The following is a 24,044-nucleotide window of genomic DNA, read 5'->3' on the forward strand; positions in this document are numbered from 1 at the left end:
CCACATCTGGCGCGCCCGCCCGGAACGCCGTACACGGCCGGGAGCCCTTCCCATCCTCGACAGCGCCCTCTACTCTCCGAACGCCATCGGGGAGGGCACATGACCAGGAGGATGCTTGCCGCGCTGATCTATCTGCTCGCCGTCGCGGGGATATCCGGCGGCGTCTGGTGGTTCGCGCTGGTTTCAGACCTGAGTGACCTGGCCGAGCGCGGCGAAGCCGACCTCTCGCTGGCAGCCGACCGGTTGGTCGGCCAGTTGCAACGGTTCCGTGAACTCTCTGTCCTGCTCTCGGACCACCCCGACCTGACCGCCCTGCTTGCCGGGCGCGGCAATGCAAAGACAGCGGTCTCCCTGATTCAAACCGCCGCCGACCAGACCGGCTCGCTGGACATGCTGGTCGTCTCTGCGTCCGGCCAGATCCTGGCAGCCTCCGAAAACGCCGCCGCAGTCGACCGTTCCGCTCCCTTCATGATCCAGGCGATCGACGGCGGCGCCCTGGGGGTGGAACATGGCATGGATCCCGAGACCGGTATCCGCAGTTTTTCCTTCGCCGCCCCGGTCTTTTCCGCCGCAGGACCGGTCTCTGGCGCCGTGATCGTGCGGGCCGATATCGGGGCCGTCGAAGCGGAATGGCGCGGTGAGCCGATGATGGTGGCCTTCGTCGACGATTTCGGCGTGGTGTTCGTGACCAACCGGTCCGAGATTCTCTACAGGCTCTGGGATGGGTTCGATGCCGACGCCCAGCCCTACCCCGCCTCTCTCGTGCAGCCCTTTCCGGAACACCGCGTGCTCACCATTGCCGGACAGGAGATCTGGCAGCTCGATGCCGGCCGCTACATTCCGCGCAGGGCAATACACCTTTCCCGGCCTCTGCCCATTGTCGGGCTGACCGGCGAAGCGCTGGTCGATGTCGCCCCGGCCTTGACGCTTGCGACCTACCAGGCGCTGGTCGTGCTGGCGCTCGGCCTGGTGCTGGGTGCATTCATCCTGACCCTGGCCGACCGTCGCCGGGCGCTCGCGGTACGGCTCTCTCTGGAGGCGGCGGCGAATGCGGCGCTTGAAATGCGCGTGAGCCAACGGACCGCCGAGCTCTCCGCCACCAACCGGGCGCTGCGACGCGAGATCGACGAACGGATCGCGGCAGAAGACGCGCTGAAGAAAGCGCAGGACGACCTGCTTCGGGCCGGCAAGCTCTCCGCCCTTGGCCAGATGTCCGCGGGGATCAGCCACGAGCTGAACCAGCCGTTGATGGCCATCACCTCCTTCGCCGAGAATGGGTCGGCCTTCCTGACCCGCGGTCAGACCGAGAAAACCGGCAAGAATCTCGAACGAATCTCGGATCTTGCCGGCAGGATGGGGCGGATTATCCGCAACCTGCGCGCCTTTGCACGGCAGGAGAGCCAACCTGTCCGGCCCGTCGACATGGTACATGTTCTGGATGCGGTTCTCGAGCTGAGCGAGGGACGGATCAAGCGCGAGGGCGTGGAACTGGTCTGGCAGGTGCCCGAAGCGCCCGTGCCGGTGCGCGGCGGTGAGGTTCGGCTGCAACAGGTGGTCATGAACCTCGTCTCCAATGCGCTCGACGCGATGGAGGGGCGCGACACCCGGCGATTGACCATCGCGCTGGAGCCTGGCGAGCCGGTCTTGCTGCGGGTGGCCGATACGGGCAGTGGTATCGCAGCCCCCGACAAGATCTTCGATCCGTTCTATTCGACCAAGGATGTCGGCCACTCCGAGGGCATGGGCCTGGGCCTGTCGATTTCCTATGGCATCATCAAGAGTTTCGGCGGCACGATCCGGGGCGCCAATGCCCCCGAGGGCGGAGCGGTCTTCACGGTGCAGCTGGTCGCGGGGGGACAGGAGGAGGCAGGATGACCGACAAGGTGTTGCTGGTGGATGACGACGTGGCGGTGCGTGAGGCGCTCGCCCAGACGATGGAGCTGGCCGAACTCACGCCGATCCTCGCGGGGAGCTATATCGTGGCCAAGGACCATATCTCGCCGGAATTCGCTGGCGTCGTGGTCACCGATATCCGCATGCCCGGCAAGGACGGTTTCGCGCTGCTCGAACTCGCCCAGCAGGTCGATCCCGAGATGCCCGTCATCCTGTTGACGGGCGAAGGCGATGTGCCGATGGCCGTGCGGGGCATGTCCATGGGCGCCTTTGATTTCCTTGAGAAACCCTGCGAACCGAAAGCACTTCTCGGTGTGATCCTCAAGGCGCTGGCGGCGCGTGAACTGGTGATGGAGAACCGCTGGCTGAAGCGGGAACTGGCCTCCGGCGATGCCGCGGCGCGGCTACTGCAGGGCGGCTCGGCGCTCTCAGAGGAGTTGCGCAACAAGGTTCGGCTGGTCGCGCGGGCGGGCGCAGAGGTGCTGGTCACCGGTCCGTCCGGTTCCGGAACATCGAAGGTCGCCGAGGTAATCCACCTGCTCTCCCCCGCCGCCCCGCACCCGTTTCTCAAGCGCTCTTCGGCGGCGCTCGATCCCGACAGCCTCGCGCAGGCATGCGAGGCGGCCGGCGCGGGCACGCTGTTTCTCGACGAGGTCTCGGCGCTGGACGCCGCGACCCAGTTTGCCCTGCTCGACCTGTTGGATTCCGGATGCGAGGTCCGGGTCATCGCAGGAACCTGCCGCACCCTTCCCGAGGAGGTCGCTGCAGGGCGTTTCTCAGGCGATCTCGCGGTGCGGCTGGACGTGATGCATGTGCAGATCCCGCCGCTGAACGACCGGAAGGAAGATATTCCGACGCTGTTTCGGAACTATGTCGCGCTGGCCTGCGAACAGGCGGATCTGCCCGAGCCGGAGATCTCTCCGGAGGTGGTCGCGGATTTGATGGCGCGCGACTGGCCCGGCAATGCCCGCAGCCTGATGAATGCCGCGATGCGCTTCGCCATGGGCCTGTCCGATCCGTCTCCGACCGCGGAACTCGGATTGGCCGAACAGCTCGCCCAGGTCGAGCGCAGCCTGTTGATCGCGGCGCTGGAGCGGGCACGTGGCCGCGCCAGCCAGGCGGCCGAAGCGTTGAAGCTGCCGCGCAAGACCTTCTATGACAAACTCGCCCGGCATGGCCTGCGTCCCGAAGAGTACCGTTCGGACTGACAGCCACGACTGTGCGGGATTTCGCACGGCGCTGACATGTGGTGTGCGGGAATCCGCACACCACGTTTCAGCAGGCGCATTTCGAGCATCAGGAACCACCATTCAATCATCTGATTTAAATTGATTTTCAAAGATACCTGCTTGCCTGTTCACATTTTTGTTTTTTCGGCGGGACCGCTGTGGATGCTTGGCTCAGGGCTTGTCCGGGAGGCAAGCCGAGATCGAACAGAAAAGTCTTGGGAGGACATTCGAATGAAGATCGCAACTATTTCCACCACCGCGATGGCGCTTGCCTTGTCCGCCGGCATGGCCTCTGCGGCCTGCGATTCCGGCGAGATCGTCATCAAGTTCAGCCACGTAACCAATACCGACAAGCATCCCAAGGGGATCGCCGCGAGCCTGCTCGAGCAGCGCGTCAACGATGAGATGAATGGCACGGCCTGCATGGAGGTCTTCCCGAACTCCACCCTCTACAATGATGACAAGGTGCTTGAGGCGATGCTGCAGGGCGACGTGCAACTGGCCGCCCCGTCGCTCTCGAAATTCGAGAAGTTCACCAAGAAATACCGCATCTTCGACCTGCCGTTCATGTTCAAGAACGTGGATGCCGTCGATACGTTCCAGGGCTCCGAGACCGGCGACGCACTGAAGGACTCGATGCGCAAGCGTGGTCTGCAGGGCCTGGAATTCTGGCATAACGGCATGAAGCAGATGTCTGCCAACAAGCCGCTGATTTCGCCGGCCGACGCGGATGGCCTGAAATTCCGCGTGCAGTCCTCCGACGTGCTCGTGGCGCAGATGGAAGCCATTGGCGGTAGCCCGCAGAAGATGGCCTTCTCCGAGGTCTATGGCGCGCTCCAGCAGGGCGTCGTGGACGGGCAGGAGAACACCTGGTCCAATATCTACGGCAAGAAGTTCTTCGAGGTTCAGGACGGCGTCACCGAGACCAATCACGGCATTCTCGACTATCTCGTCGTGACCTCCGTCGACTGGCTGGACAGCCTCGACCCGAAGGTCCGCGACCAGTTCCTGACCATCTTGGAGGAGGTGACCGCTACGCGGAATGCCGAAGCCATCGCGGTGAACGCAGCCGCCAAGCAGTCGATCATCGAAGCCGGCGGCGAGATTCGGACCCTGTCCGACGAGCAACGCACGGCCTGGGTCGACGCGATGAAGCCGGTCTGGGAGAAGTTCTCCGATGATGTCGGCCAGGACACGATCGACGCCGCACAGGCAATCAACGCCGGGATCTGATCCCCGCTGATACCGGAGGGCGGGGGCGCCATGCGCGCCCGCCCCACCGGACGCCCGGATCGCGTGGCGATACCGGTCCATCCCGGCCAAGTGCCGGACATTACCCAGGAATTTTCATCGGACATGAATTGCGGACCCTGACCCCTCGCAGGGGCAATCCGCCTGTCCGACCTATCGGGAGGAACGGTCATGGAGGCGCTTGGACGCGTCGTGAACGAGATCGAGGAGACGCTCATCGCGGTGCTCCTCGGCTTGATGACGATAGTCACTTTCGCAAATGTCGTGGCGCGCTACGGCTTCAATTCCAACATCCTGTGGGCGCTGGAGATCACCGTCTTCATGTTCGGCTGGCTGGTGCTTCTCGGCGCCTCCTACGCGGTCAAGATCCACAGCCATCTCGGCGTCGACGCCCTGATAAACACGGTTGAACCGACCACCCGCCGGATCCTCGGACTCATCTCGGTCACCGCCTGCATCGTCTTCTCCTTCCTGCTGCTGAAGGGGTCCTGGGACTATTGGGCGAATTTCGCCAACTTGCCGGGCACAACAGGCCGGTGGTTCCCGACCGGCTTCGAGAGCGAGTTCCGCCCCAAGGGCTGGTACGAGGTCAATGACATCCCGCTGCCCGAATGGCTGCGCTGGATGGAAGACGCGTTCAACGATGGCGACGAATACGAGAAAATCCCGCGCATGATCCCTTATGCCGTTCTGCCCCTTGGCATGGCACTGCTGCTCTTCCGCTTCCTTCAGGCCGCCTGGGACTTGCTGCACGGGCACAAGGACCGCCTCGTCGCCTCACATGAGGTCGAGGACGATATCGACGCCCTCCAGCACGAGGAGAACACCTGATGGAAGTCGTCCTTCTTTTCACGATGGTCATCGGCCTGATGATGATCGGCGTACCGATCGCCGTCTCGCTCGGCCTCAGCTCGACCCTGTTCCTGCTGTGGTTCTCCGACAGCTCGCTGGCGTCGATCGCCCAGACCCTGTTCAACGCCTTCGAGGGTCATTTCACCCTTCTGGCCATTCCCTTCTTCATCCTCGCTTCCAGCTTCATGACGACAGGCGGCGTGGCCAAGCGGATCATCCGCTTCTCCATCGCCTGTGTCGGTCACCTGCCGGGCGGGCTTGCCATCGCGGGCGTCTTCGCCTGCATGCTCTTCGCCGCACTCTCCGGCTCCTCGCCGGCAACCGTCGTGGCCATCGGCTCCATCGTGATCGCGGGAATGCGCGAGGTCGGCTATTCCAAGGATTTCGCCGCAGGCGTCATCTGTAACGCCGGCACGCTGGGCATCCTCATCCCGCCCTCGATCGTCATGGTCGTCTATGCCGCTGCGGTCGAAGTCTCGGTTGGACGCATGTTCCTCGCCGGTGTCATTCCGGGCCTGATGGCGGGCTTCATGCTGATGCTCGCAATCTATGTGATGGCCATCACGCGCAACCTCCCCAAGGGCGAATGGAAGGGCTGGGGCGAGGTTTTTACCGCCGGTCGCGAAGCCGGCTGGGGCTTGTTCCTGATCGTCATCATCCTCGGCGGGATCTACGGTGGCGTCTTCACACCGACCGAAGCTGCTGCCGTGGCCGCGGTCTATGCCTTCCTGATCGCGTGCTTTGTCTACAAGGACATGGGGCCGCTCTCCAATGGCGACAGCCCGGCGAAGATCTCGCTGCTGAAGAAGCCCTACGCCCTGCTGACCGTCTGGTTCCACCCAGACACCAAGAAGACGCTCTTCGAGGCCGGCAAGCTGACCGTCACCCTGCTCTTCGTCATCGCCAACGCGCTGATCCTGAAGCATGTGCTGACCGACGAGCAAGTCCCGCAGCAGATCGCCGAGGCGATGCTGAGTGCCGGGTTCGGCAAGATCATGTTCCTGGTCATCGTCAACGTGATCCTGCTGATCGGCGGACAGTTCATGGAGCCCTCCGGCCTGCTGGTCATCGTGGCGCCGCTGGTCTTCCCCATCGCCATCGAGCTCGGCGTGGACCCGATCCATCTCGGCATCATCATGGTGGTGAACATGGAGATCGGCATGATCACACCGCCGGTCGGCCTGAACCTCTTCGTCACCTCCGGTGTCGCCGGGATGCCGATGATGCGGGTTGTGAAGGCTGCCCTGCCCTTCCTGGCCGTGCTCTTCGTCTTCCTGATCATGGTGACCTATATCCCATGGATCTCGACCTACCTGCCCAACAAATTCATGGGGCCGGAGATCATCACCAACTGAGCTCGGGTAAAATGACGGAACGGGCGCCTCTTCGGAGGCGCCCGTTTTCATGTCTTCTCTGTGACATCCGCCAACCCGCCCAGCATGGCGCCCGGATGGCCGGATCGAGATCGGATGGACAAGCCGGAACTCTGCGCTCCTACCAGCGCTTGAGCGCGTCCTCGTCATCCTGCTTGGCCGCCACCCAGGACGCACCGTCAGCGCTCCGCTCCTGCTTCCAGAACGGCGCACGGGACTTTAGGTAATCCATCAGGAACTCGGCCGCCTCGAACGCATTCTTGCGGTGCCGCGCGGCTGTCGCGACCATCATGATCTGGTCGCCCGGTTTCATTGCCCCGAAACGGTGAATGACGAGTGCGTCGGCGAGGTTCCAACGCGCCACGGCCTCCTGTGCGATGGCCTCCAACGCGCGTTCGGTCATGCCGGGATAATGCTCGATGAGCATCTCGGCCATCCTGCCGCTATCGTCCCGGACAATCCCGGAAAAGCTCACCACCGCACCTGCACCGCTGGCACGCGCCGTAAAAGCGTCAAGTTCCGTTCCGGCGCCGAAGGGCTCCTGCTGGACGCGGATCTCCATTCAGCCCCCCGTCATCGGCGGGAAGAAGGCCACTTCTCGGACACCGGCGAGCGGCGCGTCGAAATCGGTCAGTTCCTGGTCGACGGCGACGCGGAGCGCGGAGAGATCGGAAAAGGCCAGCGCATACCGTTCCTCGCGCGCCGCCAGTTCGGCGACGAGATCGGCAACCGTCTCGGCCGAGCTCTCGATCCGTTCCTTCGGCAGGCCGATCCGTTCGCGCAGCCAGGCGAAATAGAGCACGTCAATCATCCGGTCAGTCCTTCAGATAGGGCAGGGCCTTGTTGAAATAGTCGAGCCCGGTGATGAAGGTCAGGGCGGCAGCGATCCAGAGGAGCGCCACGCCGAGATACCATGTTACGCTCAGCAAGATCATGTAGAGGCGCAGGCCGTTTTCATCCGACACCGCGCCGGACATCACCCCGTCAAGCATCTCCGCATCCATACCGAAGCTGAGCATACCGGCGTGATGTTCGAAGATACCACTGATGAAAAGCACGGAGATGGCGACCATCTGCACGGTGGTCTTCCACTTGGCCAGCTTGGTGACCTTCAGCGTCCCGGCTGTGTCGCCGAGGAATTCGCGCAGGCCGGAGACGAAGGTCTCGCGGAAAAGGATCACTGCGGCCGGGATCAGGATCAACCCGTTCAGCCCCATCAGCCCGATCACCGCGGCCAGCGCGATGATGACCATCGCCTTGTCGGCGATCGGATCGAGCATGGTGCCGAGCTTGGTCTGCTGGTTCCAGGCGCGGGCGAGATAACCGTCGAACCAGTCGGTCGCCGAGGCGCCAACAAAAAGGACAAGCGCCACCCAGTCCGCGAAGGGACGGGGCAGGAGCAGGAAGACCAGCATCACCGCGGGCGCCGCAAGCAGCCGCAGGATGGTCAGGGTATTTGGAATGTTCCACCGCATGGGGCTGTCCTAGCGCGGAATGAACCCGGGTGAAAGCATCAGCCGCGCTCATTGAAGAAATCGTATATCTTCTGTGCCAGTCCTGCAGAAATGCCGTCCACAGCCTTCAGATCCACGAGATTTGCCCGGCTGACGGCCTTGGCCGAACCGAAATGTGCCAGCAGCGCGCGTTTTCGCGTCGCTCCGACGCCGGGAACATCGTCCAGCGGCGTGGCGCTCACGGCCTTGGCGCGCTTGGCGCGATGCGTGCCGATGGCAAATCGGTGCGCCTCGTCGCGCAGCCGCTGGGTGAAATAAAGCACCGGGTCGTTATGCTTGAGGGCAAAGGGGCGCTCTCCGGAGCGATAGAACTCTTCCTTGCCCGCATCGCGATCCACCCCCTTGGCCACGCCGATGAAGGGCACGTCCTCGACGCCAAGCTCGGCCATGATCTCGGCCACGGCGCTGACCTGCCCTGCCCCGCCATCGATCAGCAGCAGATCCGGCCAGGCTTCCGATTGCCGGTCCGGGTCCTCTTTCAGCAGGCGCTTGAAGCGGCGCGTCAGCACCTCCTTCATCATGCCGAAATCGTCGCCCGGTGTGAGGTCTTCGCCCTTGATGTTGAACTTGCGATACTGGCTCTTGAGAAAGCCCTCCGGGCCAGCAACGATCATGCCGCCAACGGCATTGGTTCCCTGGATATGAGAGTTGTCATAGACCTCGATTCGCGCGGGCGGCGCAGGCAGGTCGAATGCCTCGGCCAGCCCCGCGAGCAGCTTCGCCTGGGTCGCGCTCTCGGACATCTTCCGCGCCAGCGCCTCGCGGGCATTGCGCACCGCCCCTGCCACCAATTCGGCTTTTTCGCCCCGCTGCGGTACCAGGATCTCGACCTTGCGCCCCGCTGCCTCCGAGAGCACCTCGGCCAGAAGCTCCTTGTCATCGACGTCGTGGCTCAGGATGAGCTGCCGCGGCGCCTGCTTGCCGTCATAGAACTGCACGAGGAAGCTGCGCAGGATCTCGGCCGGAGACTCCGTGCCGCCGGTGCGCGGGTAGTAGTCGTGATTGCCCCAGTTCTGGTTCGCGCGGATGAAGAAGACCTGCACACAGGCCTGCCCGCCATCGAGATGCAGCCCGACCACATCTGCTTCCGACACGCCGCGCGGATTGATCCCCTGCGCCGATTGCACCTGCGTCAGCGCCCGGATCCGGTCGCGCAGCGCGGCGGCGCGCTCGAACTCCTGTCGCTCGGAGGCAGCCATCATCTCCGCCGCCAGTTCCTCCTGCACATTGGTCGACTTGCCCTGCAGAAACCGCTCCGCATCGCCCACCAGCGCGCGATAGTCCGGCTGCGAGATATAGCCGACGCAGGGCGCAGCGCAGCGTTTGATCTGGTAAAGCAGGCAGGGGCGGGTCCGGCTCTCGAAGGTCGCATCCGTGCAATTGCGCAGCAGGAATACCTTCTGCAGCTGGTTCAGCGTCCGGTTGACCGCGCCGGCGCTGGCAAACGGACCGTAATAGGCGCCCTTTTCCTTCTTCGCCCCGCGGTGTTTCTTGATCTGCGGGAAATCATGCGTCTTGGAGACAAGGATATTCGGGAAGCTCTTGTCGTCGCGCAGCAGCACATTGTAGCGCGGTTTGAGCTGCTTGATGAGATTCTGCTCCAGCAGCAGCGCCTCGGCTTCGGTCCGCGTCGTCAGGAACATCATCGAACTGGTCTCGCGGATCATCCGCGCAATCCGTCCCGAGTGCCCCGACGGGCGCGCATAGTTCGACACCCGCGCCTTGAGGTTTCGGGCCTTGCCGACATAGAGCACGCGACTCTCCGAATCCAGCATCCGGTAAACCCCCGGGCTGCCGTCCAGAAGCCGCAGGTAGGACTGGATGCAACGATGCCCCGTCGCTTCTTCTACCTCCGGTTTATCCACCCCACCGTCGCCCATCCTGCCCCGCTACCGATTCCCTCAACCGCTGCAATTTACCGATCCCCGACGCAACAGCAAACCTGTCCACGACTTCTGTGGATAACCCTCTGGAAAAGCCTTGGGGGAAGGGCTGAGACCCCTGTTTTTTTTAGCAATTCATCAAGTTGATGAAAAAATAGGCACGTCATTAAGCATTTGTTTTTAAGACTAATTTTTGTTGTCGCAGTGCAAATGCTTGAAATTCTTAAAGCTTTCTTGACAGTTTCGTGAAGACATTGCCCCAAGTGCATAAGTGTCCTGCGCTACCATCAATTGCCTAGCCGGGCATCGCCTGATCCGGCGTCTCCCAGGCGAGGTGCTGACCGCCGTCGACACAGATCAACTGTCCGGTCACCGCCTTGGCCTCGATCAGGTAGCCGAGGGCGGCGCAGATATCCTCCGGATCGGACCCACGTCGAAGCGGACAGGCGGCACGCTGCTGAAGGAACTCGGCCTCGCTCTGGGCCGCGGCCGCCAAAGTCGGGCCCGGGCCGATGGCGTTGACCCGGATCTTCGGTGCAAGCTCTTGCGCGGCGGTGCGGGTAAAGGTCCAGAGCCCCATCTTGGCGATCGTGTAGCTCATGTAATGCGGGGTCAGCTTGCGCACGCGCTGATCGACGATATTCACCACCAATGCGCGGGCCCGACACTCACCACGCCCGTCGCGCTCCGTTGCGGGCGCCTGTTCGGCAAAGGCAGCGGTCAGCACGACCGGCGCGCGCAGGTTGGACTCGATATGACGGTCCCAGCTGTCGCGTGTTGCGGTGGCGATCCGGTCCTCCTCGAAGATCGAGGCATTGTTGACAAGCAACGTCAGCGGCCCGCCAAGCGCCTGTGCGGCAGCAGGCACCAGCGCCTGCATCTCCGTTTCGGATGTCAGATCCGCAGGAAGGATCACCGCCTGTCGACCCATCGCGGCAATCTCGGCCGCAACAGCTTCTGCCTCCGACATTGCTGCATGGCAATGCAAGGCAACATCAAACCCTCGCTCGGCGAGGGACAGCGCCATGGCGCGCCCCAACCGGCGCGCCGCCCCCGTCACAAGGGCCCGTTTCTCCGTCATCTCAGAGTCTATCCCCTCAGTGTATCAGGAACTGAGCGATATAGAGCACATAAGCACCGGTAAAGACAAAGCCGACGGTCCGGTTCATGTCGAACTTGAAGAAGACATAGGGCAGCAGGATCGCGGAGGAGAAGAACATCACCCAGATATCGAATCTCAGCGTTCCCGGATCGACCGGGATGTCGCCGACAAAGCTCGCGATGCCGATGATCGCCAGCATGTTGAACAGGTTGGAGCCGATGACATTGCCGATGGCAATCTCGGTCTGGCCACGGATCGCCGCCATCACGGTGGTCGCCAGTTCCGGCAGCGAGGTGCCGAGCGCGACCAGGGTCAGGCCGATCACCGTTTCCGGGACATTCAGATCATGGGCGATGTTGACCGCCCCATCGACCAGCAGATCCGCACCGAGCGGCAGACCGATCAGGCCGAGGCCAAGATAGACCCAGATCTTCCAGGTCGGAGCGCTGTCATCGGCCCCCTCGACCTCTTCCTCTTCTTCGGAAAGCGAGGAACAGCCTCCCGCAAGCGCGGCCGCGTTCGCCGCAAGCGCTGTCTCCCGCCGATGCATCCGCGCCGTTCGAAGCGCATCTCCCAGCATCAGGGCGAGGCCGAAGAGCAGCACCGAGCCATCGATCCAGTTGAAGAGGTTGGTATAGGCGAGGCCGATAAAGACCACCGTCGCGCCCATCATCATCAAATAGGTTCGTTTGGTGTCACATCCGGAGGTATGCAGGCCGGTCAGCATCGCCGGGACGCCGAGCACCAGAAGGACATTGGCAATGTTGGAGCCGACCACGTTGCCGAGCGCGATCCCCGCGGACCCGTTCAGGATCGCCTTGATCGAGACCAGCAGCTCTGGCGCCGAGGTTCCGAAAGCAACGATGGTCAACGACACCAGCAGCGCCGGCACACCGGCCCGCAGCGCAAGGTTGACCGCGCCTTTGACCAGCGCGTCCCCCGCAAGCAGCAGGATCACGAGTCCAAGGCCCAGAAGGCCCAGATCCGTCAGCATATCGTCATCCCTTTCCGCCCTTGCCGCAGGAACAAGGGCCGTCGCCGATTATGTAACTGCCGCAGGCCTTGCACTTGCGAGGCTTGCGCGGACGTTCACCGGCTTTGCGCGCGCCTTTTGCTCCGCCAGGCCAGCGCAGCCGGCCAAACATCGCAAGCACGGCGATTCCGATCAGGAAGAATGTGACGATCTTTACCAGCACTCAGAGCCCATAACGCGCCCAAAGGCTGCGCTCTTCCAGTTCCGACGCCGCCTCAGCGGCAATTGACAGTCCGAACCGGCGCAGCAATCCGCGACGCGGCCCATGGCTAACAAATTTTACCAAATTTCCATAACGCGCTTTCATCGTGGGGACAAGATGGCCCACATCGTCAGCCAGCCCAACCTTCAAAGATTGTCGGCCGATCCAGACATCGCCGGTGAACAGGTCCTGCTCCTCCGGCAGGCGCTTGCCGCGCCGCGCCTTCACGTGGTCGATGAAATTGGCGTGGATCTGGTCCTGAAGCGCGCGTAGCCGCACCACGTCCTCTTCCTTTTCGGGACGGAACGGGTCGAGAAAGCTCTTGGATTGCCCGGCTGTGTGGACACGCCGCTCGACGCCAAGCTTGCCCAGGGCCTCGTGCAAGCCGAACCCGGCGGAGATCACGCCGATCGATCCGACAATCGAGTTCTCGTCGACAATGATGTCATCGGCCGCACAGGCAAGCCAATAGCCACCGGACGCTGCCGCATCTTCGACAAATGCCGTTACGGGAAGCTCTTTCTCATCCGCAAGCAGCCGTATGCGCGCCGCAATCAGGGAGGATTGCGCCGGCGAACCGCCAGGCGAATTGATCACCAGCGCCACGGCGACCGGCTTGCCCTTCTTGAAGGCACGCTCGATGGCCTCGGCCATGCCGGCATCGTTGAGGCCCCGTTGACCGGCTGCAATCATGCCGTTGAGGCGGATGACCGAGATCACGGGGGGCTTTTTCAGGAAAGGCAGGAAACGTCTCATCCGCCCCCATGTAGGGCGCTGCCCTGCACGGAACAAGGTGGAAGCCGAGATCGCCGCGCGCTGTTGCCGGCATGCCCTTGCAGCATTCCGGCGCGGCGATGCCTGCGTTCAGGCGGCTGGCAGGACCAGTATGGCGCGGAAGTCGTTCACATTTGTAAGCGTCGGGCCGGGAACCACCTGCGCGTCGAGCTTCTCGAAAAAGCTATGTGCGTCATTCTGCTCCAGGGCGAGATCGGCATCGGCACCAAGCTCGGACGCCCGGGCCAACGTGTCCGGGGCAATCACCGCGCCCGCCACCTCGGCCGCGCCGTCGACACCATCCGTGTCGCAGGCAATGGCGTAAATGCCCTCGGCGCCATCCAGCGCCCTGGCCAGCGCAAGCGCGTATTCGGCATTCGGCCCTCCGACGCCAGCGCCCCGCCGCGTCACCGTCAGCTCGCCGCCCGAGAGCAGCAGGACCGGCCTGCCTCCACGCGCGGCCAGCGCGGCGGCGGCGTGTTCGGCGGCCACCTCGCGGGCCTCGCCCTCGATATCGTCCCCGAGCAGGCGCACTTCGCAGCCGGCCGCGACCGCTTCCTTGACGGCGGCGGAAAGAGATTGCGAGGGGGCGGCGATGACACGGTTCTCGACCGCCGAGAGGCTCGCGTCACCCGGCGCAACGACGCCGGACTCGTCGGCGAGAACGGCGGAGACGGAGGCCGGGACCTCGATATTCCATGTTTTCAGGATCGCGCGAACATCTTCCGCCGTGCTCGCGTCGCCCACGGTCGGGCCGGAACCGATAAAGGCCATGTCGTCTCCCGGTACATCCGAGATCATCAGCGAGAGCATTTTTGCCGGATACGCGGCGGCGGCAAGCTGGCCGCCTTTGACGCGGGAGAGATGTTTGCGGACCGTGTTCATCTTGTCGATCGGCGCGCCGGAGGCCAGCAGCGCGGCATTGACCGCCTGCTTTTCGGCCAGGGTGATGTCGCCTGCAGGCTGGACCAGCAGCGCGGAGGCGCCACCGGAGATCAGCGAAAGGACGAAGTCGCCCTCTTCGAGCCCCTTGAGGCGGTGCAGCATGCGCGAGGTGGCCACGAGACCGGCCTCGTCGGGCACCGGGTGGGCGGCCTGCACGATCTCGATGCCCTCGCAGGGGCGATCATAGCCGTAGCGCGTGATGACAAGCCCCTCGCAGGGGCCCCAGACACTCTCGACCGCCTCGGCCATGCGCGCCGACGCCTTGCCAGCGCCGATCACGACAACCCGCCCGGCGGGTTTCTCGGGCAGGGCCTGCGGGATGATGGCCATTGGGTCTGCGACCTGGACGGCAATGTCGAAGAGGCGGCGGAGGAAGCTGTCGGGATCCTGAATAGGCATGTGGCTCACCGTGGACATGTGGTGGGGCAGCGCATCATGGGATGTCGGCCGGAGCCGGCGGGCCGGGAAGCGTCGCCCGTGAGGGGAGAGGGGGGCGCAGATCGCGCCCCCTCTGGTATACCATCTACGCGGTGACTGCGAGGCCATCCTGGTCGAAGAAGAGTTGCCAGCGGTCATCGAAGATGATGCCGACCTTGTCGCCCGTCTTGTGCGGATCCTCGGAAGAACCGCGCACCGTGATCTGCCCCAGCGGGCCGCCATCGATGATGACATAGGTGTCCGCGCCGAGATACTCGACGAGATCGACCGTGCCGTCACAGGCGCCCTCGCCCGGCTCTCCGAGCGAGATATGCTCCGGGCGCGCGCCGACGGAGACAGCGGCATGTCCGTAGCCATACTCGCCGCCGCGACCGCCTTCGAGGTGGAAGCGCCCGTCGGAGGTGGTGCAGGGAAGGATGTTCATCTTCGGCGAGCCGATGAACTGTGCCACGAAGAGATTGGCCGGTTTCTCATAGAGCTCCTTCGGCGTGCCGATCTGGGCGATGGTGCCGAATTCCAGCACCACGATCCTGTCGGCAAGCGTCATGGCCTCGATCTGGTCATGGGTAACGTAGATCATCGTGGTGTTGAGGTTCTGGCTCAGCTTGGCGATTTCGTAGCGCATCTCGACGCGAAGGGCGGCATCGAGATTGGAGAGCGGCTCATCGAAGAGGAAGGCCGTGGGGTCGCGGACGATGGAGCGGCCAATGGCCACCCGCTGGCGCTGACCGCCCGAGAGGTCCTTGGGGCGCCGCTCCAGATAGGTCTCCAGCTTCAGGATGCGGGCGGCCTCTGCCACTTTGGCGTCGATCTCGGATTTCGGCGCGCCGGCGGTCTTGAGCGAGAAGCCCATATTCTCGGCGACCGACATATGCGGGTAGAGCGCATAGGACTGGAAGACCATAGACAGACCGCGCCGTGCCGGCGGGTGATCCGTGACGTCTTTGCCGTCGATCTCGAGGCTGCCGCGGGAGATCTCTTCCAGCCCGCCAATCATGCGCAGCAGCGTGGACTTGCCGCAGCCCGAGGGGCCGACGAAGATGACGAATTCGCCATCGTTGATCTCGAGATCGACGCCCTTGATGACTTGAACATCGCCGTACCATTTCTCGACAGCATTCAGTGTGATGGAACCCATGTCAGAAGCCTCCCTTGGCTTGCGGGCTGGCATAGGTAAGCCAGCTCGCCGCGGTCCAGGTGAAATGTTGGCCGCCGGCGGGGGTTCCGTCGACGGGGCTGTGATATTCGGCGAAGCCGTGATCGGCGATCACGGCACGCGTGCCGAGGCGCACCTTCTCGGCGAGATCGGCATGCCCCATCTCGGCAAGACCGGCCCCGATCTGGGAATTGGCCATGCACCAGAGCGGACCGCGCCAGTATCGGATATGGTCGAAATCCTCGCGCTCCGGATCATAGGACGGCACCGGGTATTTCACCGCCGCCAGCACGCGCTCGAGATGCGGGACCATCCTCGGATCGTCGATCCCGGCATACCAGCAATAGAAGGAGGCGCTGGAGAGCGTTCCCGTGAATTCGCCCGTGCGCATGTTGATGCTGTCATAATAGCCGCCATCCGGGTTCCAGAACTTCTCGGCATCGCGGACCATCGCGTTGATCCAGCCCTGGATCTCGTCCACCTCCGGCTTGCCGAATTGCTCCGCGATCCACTTGAGATCCCGGTGGGCGCGCAGGAGCATGAAATGCATCCCCGGATCGGCCACGCGCAGCGGCGACTTCTCGTTGATCGTCTCGATGTCCCAGCCGCAGTCGCGGGAGAAAAAGAGAAGGGCGAGATAAACGTCGTATTGCTGCTTGGTGGGACGCATGTCGTTGTCGACATGGCCGGTATCCCGCCGCGTGTACTCGCCGACCATGGAGGTGTCGACGCCGGACATGCCGCTGTCCCAGTCCGGCGCATTGTCCCGACCGGATTCCCAGGGGTGGGTGACGCAGCACAATCCGTCCGTCATCCGTGCCGACATGAACCAGCGGTGCCAGTTCAACAGCCCCTGATACAGCCCTTCGAGCCGGGCGCGGCCAGCCTCCGTGTCGCTTTCATAGACGGCGCGGGCCATGGTGGCGGCAATCGGCGGCTGGGAGATGCCGGAGGTCGGTGGGGTGTGGTCCACGCCCCACACGTCGGGGCCGGGGAAGTATTCCGGCACCTGACGGTGGAAGATGATGTGGGGGACCATGCCATCGTCCCATTGGGAGGCGAAGAGCGTCTCAAGCTCGACCCAGGCGCGATCATTGTCGAAGGTCGAGAACCCCCAGGCCGCGAAGGCGCTGTCCCAGTTCCACTGGTAGGGGTAGAGGCCCGAGGTGGGGACGGTGTAGCCGCCCCTGTCATTGTCCCGGAGGATCTTCCGGGCCTCTTCGTCGAGGTTTTCGTAGGTCATCTATCGTTATCCCTTGACCGAACCAGCCGTCAGGCCCTTGGTCATGAACTTTTCAAGGCCGAGGAAGAGCACCATGATCGGTAACGTGGCAATCACCGCGCCGGCCATCAGGTGTTGTCGTGGCACCTCGGAAGAGTTGAGCGAGGCCACCCCGCGTGTCAGCGTGAACTTGGACGGGTCGTCCAGCAGCATGAAGGCCAGCAGGAACTCGTTCCAGGCAATCATGAAGACATAGAGAGAGACCGAGGCCAACGCCGGCAGCGAAAGCGGCAGGGTGATCTTCCAGATCACGGCCAGGCGAGAGAGCCCGTCCATGAGACCTGCTTCTTCCACTTCCGCCGGCAAACCCCGGAAATAGCCCTGTAACATGTAGAGCGAGACCGGGATCGTGGTGACCGGGTAGATCAGGATCAGCCCGAAGAGCGAGTTACGCAGGCCGGTCATCGAGAAGACGATATAGATCGGCAGCGCGACGACGATCATCGGCACCATGTAGATCAGCAGGATCGAGCGGGAGAAGGCCGCCGCGCCCTTGAAGCGCAGCCGGGCGACGGCATAGGCGCCGGGCACCGAGAAGAGCAGCGTGACGAAGACCGTGACCACCGAGATAAAGAAGGAGGTCCAGAGATAGCCGCCGAAGCCGAAATCGGTGAAGAGCTCCTGGTAGCTGCGGAAGAGGCCCCAGCCCTTGTCCCAGTCGAGCGTGAAGTCGAGCGGGTTCTGCAACAGCGCCTGCTGCGATTTCAGCGAGGTCATCACCATGACGTAGAAGGGGATGATGACGATGGCGGTGAAGAAGACATAGCCGAAGCCGGTGAGGAACTTGATCACCACCTCCTCGAACTCATGTCGGTTCATCTCGCCCATCGGCTGCTTGCCGAGCATGGCATGGAGCGGCCAGCCGGCACCGAAGCCGACGAAAACGGCAGTCATCAGCTTGTGGGTGAAGGTGACCCCCTCGCCGGTGAGGACCGGGCCGAACCCAACCAACATCAGCAGGAAGGTGGCCACGGCACCGGCGCCGATCAGCGCCCATTTGTCGTTGAGCCGGAAGGCGGCGAGGCCGAGGCCGACGCCGACAAGCAGCGTGCCGATAAGTCCGGGGCGGAAGGCGGCGCCGGTGATGAAGGACATCATGACGGCGACCGTGGTGGCGATGACGAAGAGCCAGAGGATCCCGATGACCGGACCGACGACGCTTCCCTTGCGCAGAGATTTCATCACAGGCCCTCCTCACGGCTGATGAACTTGAAGAAGAAGATCGAGAAGACGAGCAGGCAGCCGAAGACAATCACGGCGACCGCCGCACCTGCGCCGATATTCGAGATCGCGAAAGCTTGTTCGTAGACATTCACGGTCAGCGTGCGGGTGCCCGCGTTGCCGCCTGTGAGCAGGAAGATGTCGTCGAACTTGTTGAAGGTCCAGATGAAGCGCAGCAGGAACACCACCGAGAGGATGCCGAGCAGCATCGGCAGCGACAGGTACCAGAATTTCTGGAACGGAGAGGCGCCATCCATGTCGGCGGCCTCGTACATGTCGGTATCGATGGATTGCAGCCGCGCGAGGATGAAGAGGAAGCTGAGCGGGAAGTAGCGCCAGATCTCGAAGACGATGACCATGATCAGTGCCAGCGGCTTCTGACCGAAGAAGTTGATCCCCTCCTGGGTCACCCCCATGCGGATCAGCAGCTCGTTGGCCGAGCCGGAGGTCGGGTCGAACAGCGTCACCCAGGTGAAGGCCACGGCGATGACCGGCGCGACATAGGGGAAGAGGTAGAGGCCCCGCAACACGCCCTGCCCCCGGAACTCGTTATTGAGCAACAGCGCAGCGAAAAGGCCGACCACGATGGCGCCGATAGTGCCGAACACCGTATAGGCCAGCGTGACACCGAAGACGCTCCAGAACTCGGAGCCGTCGAAGACGCGCTTGAAATTGTCGAGGGTGAACTCGCCATTGGTCAGGATGAAATCAGCCGTGCCGGTCACGACGGGTTCGCTGTCCTTGGGATGGCCGCCCCAGTCGAAGTATTCCTGGCCGACCTCGACCTCTATCTTCATGCGGTTGTTGTATTTCGGGTCGATTGTACCGAAATCGCAGAAGAACTCGGTGCCGGTCTGCTTGCAGCCCTCGGGAATTTCGCCGGTCACGGTCACGCCCGGCGGGAAACTGTCCAGAAGCGTCACGCCCTCGATCTCCGTGTCCTGGCTGGAGTTGCGCAGGCGATACTCCAAGGTCGCGGTGTCGCCGGCCGCAGCGGGTTTGCCGCGCAGCTGTTCTTTGACCACGGGGATCGGCGGGCGCAGGTCCGCGAGCCCGATCGGCTTGAAGGAAATCCAGAAAATCGACAGCAGAGGCAGGATGATGACCATCGCCACGCTGAATATCGTTGGGAACAGGAGTCCCCAGGCCAGGCGCGCCTCGCGCTTTGCGAGCGGGCCTGTACCCTTTGGAGGTACTGCGGTTGTCATTGTGATCTCCGCTGGTCGCTGTCGCTTGGGGGCAGCGAGCCTTTGGTGGAGGGGGGGGGCGGCCCCGGAGCGCATCCCCGGGGCCGGTTTTCGTGAGGCTTACTCGATCTTGCCGAGCTCTTCATTCAGCGCAGCGACGGTCGAGGCCGCGTCACGCTCGCCATCGACATATTCGCGCACGAGGCGGTTGAAGACCTGGCTGTTGATGATCTTGGAGGCCAGCGCCAGCTGCCCTTCCGCAACACCCCAGCGCTGAGCGACATCCAGACCGCCGACGATCTCGCCGATCATCTCCGGCGCATAGAGCTCGGAGAGCGGTGCCTTGCGGTCCACACCCACATCGAGCTTCGACCAGGCCATGGTGAACTTCTCGGGGTCCTCGGCCGTGCCCTTGCGGATCGGGAACTTGCCTTCCGGCGCGATGGAAAGCGTCTGGGTGTAGCCCTGATCCATCGAGAACTTCACGAAGTCGATCGCCGGATCGGTGTCGGCGTCATTGGTGATGCCGAAATAGCGGGTGTCACCCCAGGCCGCGCCATCCGAGTTGGACGGGCCGGCAAAGGTTGTCACGATCCCGGTCAGCGAAGCCAGCTCCGAGGAGGTCGGGTCGTCATTGATGGTCGGCGGGGCAGAATCCCGCAGGCCGGCCAGTTCGTCGAGGATGAAGGGCGACCAGATGATCATCGCGGCCTGTCCGGCGAAATACAGCTCGCGGGACTGCTTCCAGTAAAGCTCGCCCTTGGGCGAGGCTGCGACCAGCGCCTTGTAGAAATCGAGCACCTCGGTGGTCTTGGCTTCGTCCAGTTCGGCGAGGCCGTCAGCATTGACCGGCGAAACGCCATTGGCGAGGAAAACATGCTCGAGCACCTGGCTCATGAAAGCTTCGTCAACCTTGGTCGGAGCCACGAAACCATACATTTCCGGCGGGTTGTGAAGCTTTTCGAGCGCGGCGACGACGGTCTCGTAAGAGGTAGGGGCCGCAAGGCCTGCTTCGTCGAACTTGTCCTTGCGATAGACGATCATCTGCGTCCAGCCATCGACCGGAACGGCTGCGACGCCGCCGTCAAAGGCAGCCATCTCGACAGCGCCGGAGGCGAAGGTGGCAGGATCGAGCGCTTCCATCACTTCGCCGGCCGCGTCGGAATCGAGAATACCGGCCTCGGCCCAGGGAAGGACGTTGACGAGCGGGGTGTAGATCACATCCGGCAGGTCACCAGCAGCGAAAGCGGCGGTGGCGCGGGTGGACAGGTCCTTCTCCGTGACCGGGATCACCTCGACATCAACGCCGGATTCAGCGGTGAAGGCCGCTGCCATCTCTTCTTGCTTGGCGAGACGCTCAGGTTGCTCTTCCGTGGTCCAGAAGCGGATGCTTTCCGCATTGGCCGCGAGACCGGACATGAGCAGCGCAAGCGCGGTGCCGGTCATCAGTTTGGTGGTTTTGGACATGTTTTTCCCTCCCTTGGGATCTACAGTTTTGAACGCACCCGGCGGGAGAGCTCCGCCGGGGACAGTCTTGGTTGCCCATGCGAACCACGGGCAAGGAACCTGGCGAGTGCCAGTTCACGCAAGGAGTCTGGGGTCTCGCCCCGGATTCTGCGAATGAGAAGCTCGGTCAGGCGCCGGCCGGCGGCCTGCATGTCGACCGAGAACGTCGAGAGTGCCGGCGCCAGCAGCCCGCCTTCGGGCACGCCGTCATAGGACAGCACGGAGAGATCGCGCCCGACCTCCAGCCCGAGCGTCGCGGCGGCAACATAGGTGCCGAAGGCGGCGCGGTCGGCCGAGCAGACGATTGCCGTGGGCGGCGCATCCAGCGCCAGAAGCGCGCGGGCGGCGGCCTCCCCGGCCTCGGGGTTGAGCGCGCCCGGCCCGATCAGAGCCGGATCTTCCGGCAAGCCGCACATGGCCAGCCCGGAGCGATATCCCTGCAAGCGCAGCTCAGAAAAGGTATACCCCTCGCGGCCCGGCACAAAAGCGATGCGGCGATGTCCGAGCCCGTGCAGGATGCAGACCGCCTCCTCGATAGCCTTCTCGCTCTCGATGTCGAACCAGGCGCAGCCATCGGTGTCGCGGGTGCGCCCGAAGAGAACGAAGGGCACATGATTGCTCTTGAGAAAATCGACCCGGGGATCGTCCATATAGGTCCGCGGCAGGATGAACCCGTCCGCCTTGTGTGAAGCGACGAGGCGGCCAAGCACGCGGGCGGTGTCCTCGTCCGAGGTCGCGGTCGCAACGGTCAGCGACCAGTCGGCGGCGGAGGCGGCTTCGGAGATCCCGGCAAGGAAACTGGCGAGGAAGGGGCGGTGGCCGTCATGTTCCGTGGTTTGCAGCACGAGCCCCACGGAGCGAACAACCCCGGTGCGAATTGCCTGTGCGTGACTCAGCGGCGAGTACCCCATCACCTCGGCGGCATGCTTGACGCGTTGGCGGGTGCTCTCGGAAATATCGGGATAATTGTTCAAAGCGCGGGAGACGGTGCCCTTGGCCAGCCCCAGGGAATCCGCGAGATCGGAGATGGTGACCCGCGGTCGCCTCCCCGTCGCCTTCCCCCTGCGCTGTGCCAGATCGTTCATGCTGTTCTCCCTGCCTGATACGAAACGCTCCGAAACCGGTTTCGGCAACAAAAAAGTTGCATCGCGCTGGAAAATAATTCGACGGGTGGGGTATTGTTTCTATGATTTCAGGTCTTTGCGCTGGAAAGAAACTGGTACTTCCCGAGGCTTCCGAAACCGATTTTCCTACGATTCAGGGTCGTGGCCGTGTTTTGAACCACCGTGATTCCGTTGGGCGCGATCAATCAGGTGATCGGCGAAGGCGGAGGCGAGCGCCAAGAAAAGGCCGATTCCCATAACAATATACACAACCGTGAAGAGCCGTCCGAACACCGTCTCGGGCGCAAAATCGCCATAACCGACGGTCGAGATGGTGACGGTGGCGAAGTAGAGCGAATCAAGAAAGCTCCACCCCTCGGCGACCATGTAGAAGATCGCACCGGCAAGGATGACGATGGCGGTGAGGCCAAGCAGAAGCCGCACGCTGGGGTCCCAGATGGCCTCGCGGAAGCCCCCGACGAAGGACCAGTGGCCACGGCGTTTCTTCGAATGGCTCATACCGGCTGTTCCTCCGTCCCCTGTGTTTCCTCGACCTTCTCGGCCAGCAGGATGGCGATGAAACGCGTGTCAGGAAAGCCGGCGCAGATGATGGTGATCATCGATGTCATGGGGATAGCGAGAATGGCGCCCGGAATCCCCCAGAGGGTGGTCCAGAGCGACAGAGCAACGAGCACGACAAAGGGCGACAGGTTGAGCTGGCGACCGATCATGCGCGGCTCCAACACGTTGCCGACAAAGGTCTGGGCGCTGGTCAGCATCGCCGCCAGCAGGAACGACGGCCACACGGCGCCGAACTGCGCCAGCGACAGCACAACCGGGAAGGCAACCCCGATCAGCGAGCCGACATAGGGGATGTAATTCATCAGCCCGATCATCACGGCCCAGAACAGCGCGAAGTCGACATCCATCGCCCACATGATGACAAATGAAGCGAGGCCGAGGATGATGTTGATCAGCGTCTTCACCGCCAGGTATTCGCCGATCCGCGCGTTGATATTCTGGATCATCTCCCGCGTCTGGGTCGCCTGTGTACGCGGGAAGGCGGCGTCAAGCTTGGCGCCGAAACTGGCGCGCTCCCCGAACAGGAAGGCGGCATAGACAACGACAAGGAAGATCGATCCGCCAATACTGGTCAGCGAGGCGAGGAGATAGGCAAGAAGGCCGCGCAGGTCGATCTGGCCGATCGTGGCGGCGCGGATCTCCGCCCAGGTGGGGTCGGTCCGAACGCCGAAAAACGTTGTGAGCCGGGCCAGCAGGCCCTCGAGATTCTCCTGGTAGGTCGGCGCAACGGTCAGCAACTGGTCCACGGTGATCGAGACCACGAGCATTATTCCGATGATGCAGGCGGTAAAGACCATCAACACGATCAGGCGCAGCGACCAGACCGGCAGACGCCCGATCAACGGCTGGCGATCCAGTAACGTGACGCAGGAATTGAGAATATAGACCGAGATGATCGCCGTGAAGATCGGCAACAGCAGACCCTTGCCGTTCACCAGCAGCCAACCGACCATGATGACCAGCGCGAGCGAGAGAACGAGGGTGAAGAGGCGGGTATTGGGGAGTTTCATCTCGGTCCGGAGGGGTGCGGCTCACCGCACCCGCTCCCTTTTCCGTCAGGCCAGAAGCTTGACTTTCTGGGCCGCGAATTCCTCGTCGGAGATCACGCCCTTTTCCTTGAGATCGGCGAGTTTCGCGAGTTCGTCGGCCGTCGAGACCCCGCCCGCGGCGTCTCGAATATAGGCTTTCTGCGCCTCCTGCAGCTCTTCGACGGCCTTTTGCGAGCGCGCCTGCATGGAGTCGCCACGCATGATGAGATAGACCAGCACACCAAGCCAAGGCACGATGATCACCGCCAGCATCCACAGGCCCTTGCCCATGCCGCTGAGATCCTCGGAGGAAAAGATGTCACTGACCACGGCGATCAACGTCCAGATCCAGGCGGCGAGCAGGAAGATGAGGAAGATCGACCAGAAAATGTGAAGAATGGGCATAGCAGGCTCCTGTTGGAATGACCCGTGTTCAGGGTGGTCCCGGCTTGACTGAGAATTGTAGCAACCACCCGCGCCACGATAGGCC

The 24,044-nt window shown here is 63.1% G+C and carries 22 protein-coding genes; 5 read left to right on the plus strand and 17 right to left on the minus strand.

Features of this window, described 5'->3' with window-relative positions:
• Positions 1-99 precede the first annotated feature (99 nt).
• The 5 genes from R3X27_RS08605 to R3X27_RS08625 all read left to right on the plus strand — a co-directional run bounded on the left by R3X27_RS08605 (position 100) and on the right by R3X27_RS08625 (position 6,580).
• The gene (locus R3X27_RS08605) at positions 100-1,875 is read left to right on the plus strand and encodes an ATP-binding protein (protein ID WP_317708439.1); all 1,776 of its coding nucleotides are present in this window, start codon (positions 100-102) and stop codon (positions 1,873-1,875) included.
• A complete protein-coding gene (locus R3X27_RS08610) occupies positions 1,872-3,101 on the plus strand; it encodes a sigma-54 dependent transcriptional regulator (protein ID WP_317708440.1) in 1,230 nt (409 codons plus the stop codon). Before R3X27_RS08605 ends, R3X27_RS08610 begins: the two co-directional genes overlap by 4 nt.
• 252 nt (positions 3,102-3,353) lie before the next feature.
• A complete protein-coding gene (locus R3X27_RS08615) occupies positions 3,354-4,355 on the plus strand; it encodes a DctP family TRAP transporter solute-binding subunit (protein WP_317708441.1) in 1,002 nt (333 codons plus the stop codon).
• 189 nt (positions 4,356-4,544) lie between these two features.
• Entirely contained in the window at positions 4,545-5,204 is a 660-nt protein-coding gene (locus tag R3X27_RS08620; protein ID WP_317708442.1) for a TRAP transporter small permease, read from the plus strand.
• Positions 5,204-6,580 (plus strand): TRAP transporter large permease, encoded by a 1,377-nt coding sequence (locus R3X27_RS08625; RefSeq protein ID WP_317708443.1) that lies wholly within the window; start codon positions 5,204-5,206, stop codon positions 6,578-6,580. The genes R3X27_RS08620 and R3X27_RS08625 overlap by 1 nt, the downstream gene beginning before the upstream one ends.
• 139 nt (positions 6,581-6,719) lie before the next feature.
• On the opposite strand, the gene R3X27_RS08630 is transcribed toward R3X27_RS08625, so the two are convergent.
• The 17 genes from R3X27_RS08630 to R3X27_RS08710 all read right to left on the minus strand — a co-directional run bounded on the left by R3X27_RS08630 (position 6,720) and on the right by R3X27_RS08710 (position 23,959).
• Complete coding sequence (locus R3X27_RS08630) at positions 6,720-7,160, minus strand: molybdenum cofactor biosynthesis protein MoaE (RefSeq protein WP_317708444.1); 441 nt, start codon at positions 7,158-7,160, stop codon at positions 6,720-6,722.
• A complete protein-coding gene (gene moaD, locus R3X27_RS08635) occupies positions 7,161-7,409 on the minus strand; it encodes a molybdopterin converting factor subunit 1 (RefSeq protein ID WP_317708445.1) in 249 nt (82 codons plus the stop codon).
• A 4-nt stretch (positions 7,410-7,413) separates the two neighbouring features.
• Complete coding sequence (gene pgsA, locus R3X27_RS08640) at positions 7,414-8,073, minus strand: CDP-diacylglycerol--glycerol-3-phosphate 3-phosphatidyltransferase (RefSeq protein WP_317708446.1); 660 nt, start codon at positions 8,071-8,073, stop codon at positions 7,414-7,416.
• Between the two features lie 38 nt (positions 8,074-8,111).
• Positions 8,112-9,992, minus strand: coding sequence for an excinuclease ABC subunit UvrC (gene uvrC, locus R3X27_RS08645; RefSeq protein ID WP_317708447.1), 1,881 nt, complete (start codon positions 9,990-9,992; stop codon positions 8,112-8,114).
• A gap of 298 nt (positions 9,993-10,290) precedes the next feature.
• Complete coding sequence (locus R3X27_RS08650) at positions 10,291-11,076, minus strand: SDR family oxidoreductase (RefSeq protein ID WP_317708448.1); 786 nt, start codon at positions 11,074-11,076, stop codon at positions 10,291-10,293.
• Between the two features lie 16 nt (positions 11,077-11,092).
• Complete coding sequence (locus tag R3X27_RS08655) at positions 11,093-12,091, minus strand: calcium/sodium antiporter (protein WP_317708449.1); 999 nt, start codon at positions 12,089-12,091, stop codon at positions 11,093-11,095.
• A 202-nt stretch (positions 12,092-12,293) separates the two neighbouring features.
• Entirely contained in the window at positions 12,294-13,088 is a 795-nt protein-coding gene (locus tag R3X27_RS08660) for a S49 family peptidase (protein ID WP_317708450.1), read from the minus strand.
• Positions 13,089-13,196: 108 nt separating this feature from the next.
• A complete protein-coding gene (locus R3X27_RS08665; RefSeq protein WP_317708451.1) occupies positions 13,197-14,450 on the minus strand; it encodes a glycerate kinase in 1,254 nt (417 codons plus the stop codon).
• Between the two features lie 124 nt (positions 14,451-14,574).
• Entirely contained in the window at positions 14,575-15,627 is a 1,053-nt protein-coding gene (locus tag R3X27_RS08670; RefSeq protein ID WP_317708452.1) for a sn-glycerol-3-phosphate ABC transporter ATP-binding protein UgpC, read from the minus strand.
• Between the two features lies 1 nt (position 15,628).
• The gene (locus R3X27_RS08675) at positions 15,629-16,888 is read right to left on the minus strand and encodes an MGH1-like glycoside hydrolase domain-containing protein (RefSeq protein ID WP_317708453.1); all 1,260 of its coding nucleotides are present in this window, start codon (positions 16,886-16,888) and stop codon (positions 15,629-15,631) included.
• A 6-nt stretch (positions 16,889-16,894) separates the two neighbouring features.
• The gene (locus R3X27_RS08680; protein WP_317708454.1) at positions 16,895-18,109 is read right to left on the minus strand and encodes a carbohydrate ABC transporter permease; all 1,215 of its coding nucleotides are present in this window, start codon (positions 18,107-18,109) and stop codon (positions 16,895-16,897) included.
• Positions 18,109-19,356, minus strand: coding sequence for a sugar ABC transporter permease (locus R3X27_RS08685; protein WP_317708455.1), 1,248 nt, complete (start codon positions 19,354-19,356; stop codon positions 18,109-18,111). The genes R3X27_RS08680 and R3X27_RS08685 overlap by 1 nt, the downstream gene beginning before the upstream one ends.
• 99 nt (positions 19,357-19,455) lie before the next feature.
• Positions 19,456-20,802, minus strand: a complete 1,347-nt coding sequence (locus R3X27_RS08690; protein ID WP_317708456.1) for an ABC transporter substrate-binding protein — start codon at positions 20,800-20,802, stop codon at positions 19,456-19,458.
• A 20-nt stretch (positions 20,803-20,822) separates the two neighbouring features.
• Entirely contained in the window at positions 20,823-21,926 is a 1,104-nt protein-coding gene (locus R3X27_RS08695; protein ID WP_317708457.1) for a LacI family DNA-binding transcriptional regulator, read from the minus strand.
• A 165-nt stretch (positions 21,927-22,091) separates the two neighbouring features.
• Positions 22,092-22,463 (minus strand): potassium channel family protein, encoded by a 372-nt coding sequence (locus tag R3X27_RS08700; protein ID WP_317708458.1) that lies wholly within the window; start codon positions 22,461-22,463, stop codon positions 22,092-22,094.
• On the minus strand, positions 22,460-23,536 hold the full coding sequence (locus R3X27_RS08705) for an AI-2E family transporter (RefSeq protein ID WP_317708459.1): 1,077 nt from the start codon (positions 23,534-23,536) through the stop codon (positions 22,460-22,462). The genes R3X27_RS08700 and R3X27_RS08705 overlap by 4 nt, the downstream gene beginning before the upstream one ends.
• Positions 23,537-23,581: 45 nt before the next feature.
• The gene (locus R3X27_RS08710) at positions 23,582-23,959 is read right to left on the minus strand and encodes an SHOCT domain-containing protein (RefSeq protein ID WP_317708460.1); all 378 of its coding nucleotides are present in this window, start codon (positions 23,957-23,959) and stop codon (positions 23,582-23,584) included.
• Positions 23,960-24,044 lie beyond the last annotated feature (85 nt).

This window comes from Tropicimonas sp. TH_r6 (genome assembly GCF_033101155.1).
GTDB lineage: Bacteria > Pseudomonadota > Alphaproteobacteria > Rhodobacterales > Rhodobacteraceae > Tropicimonas.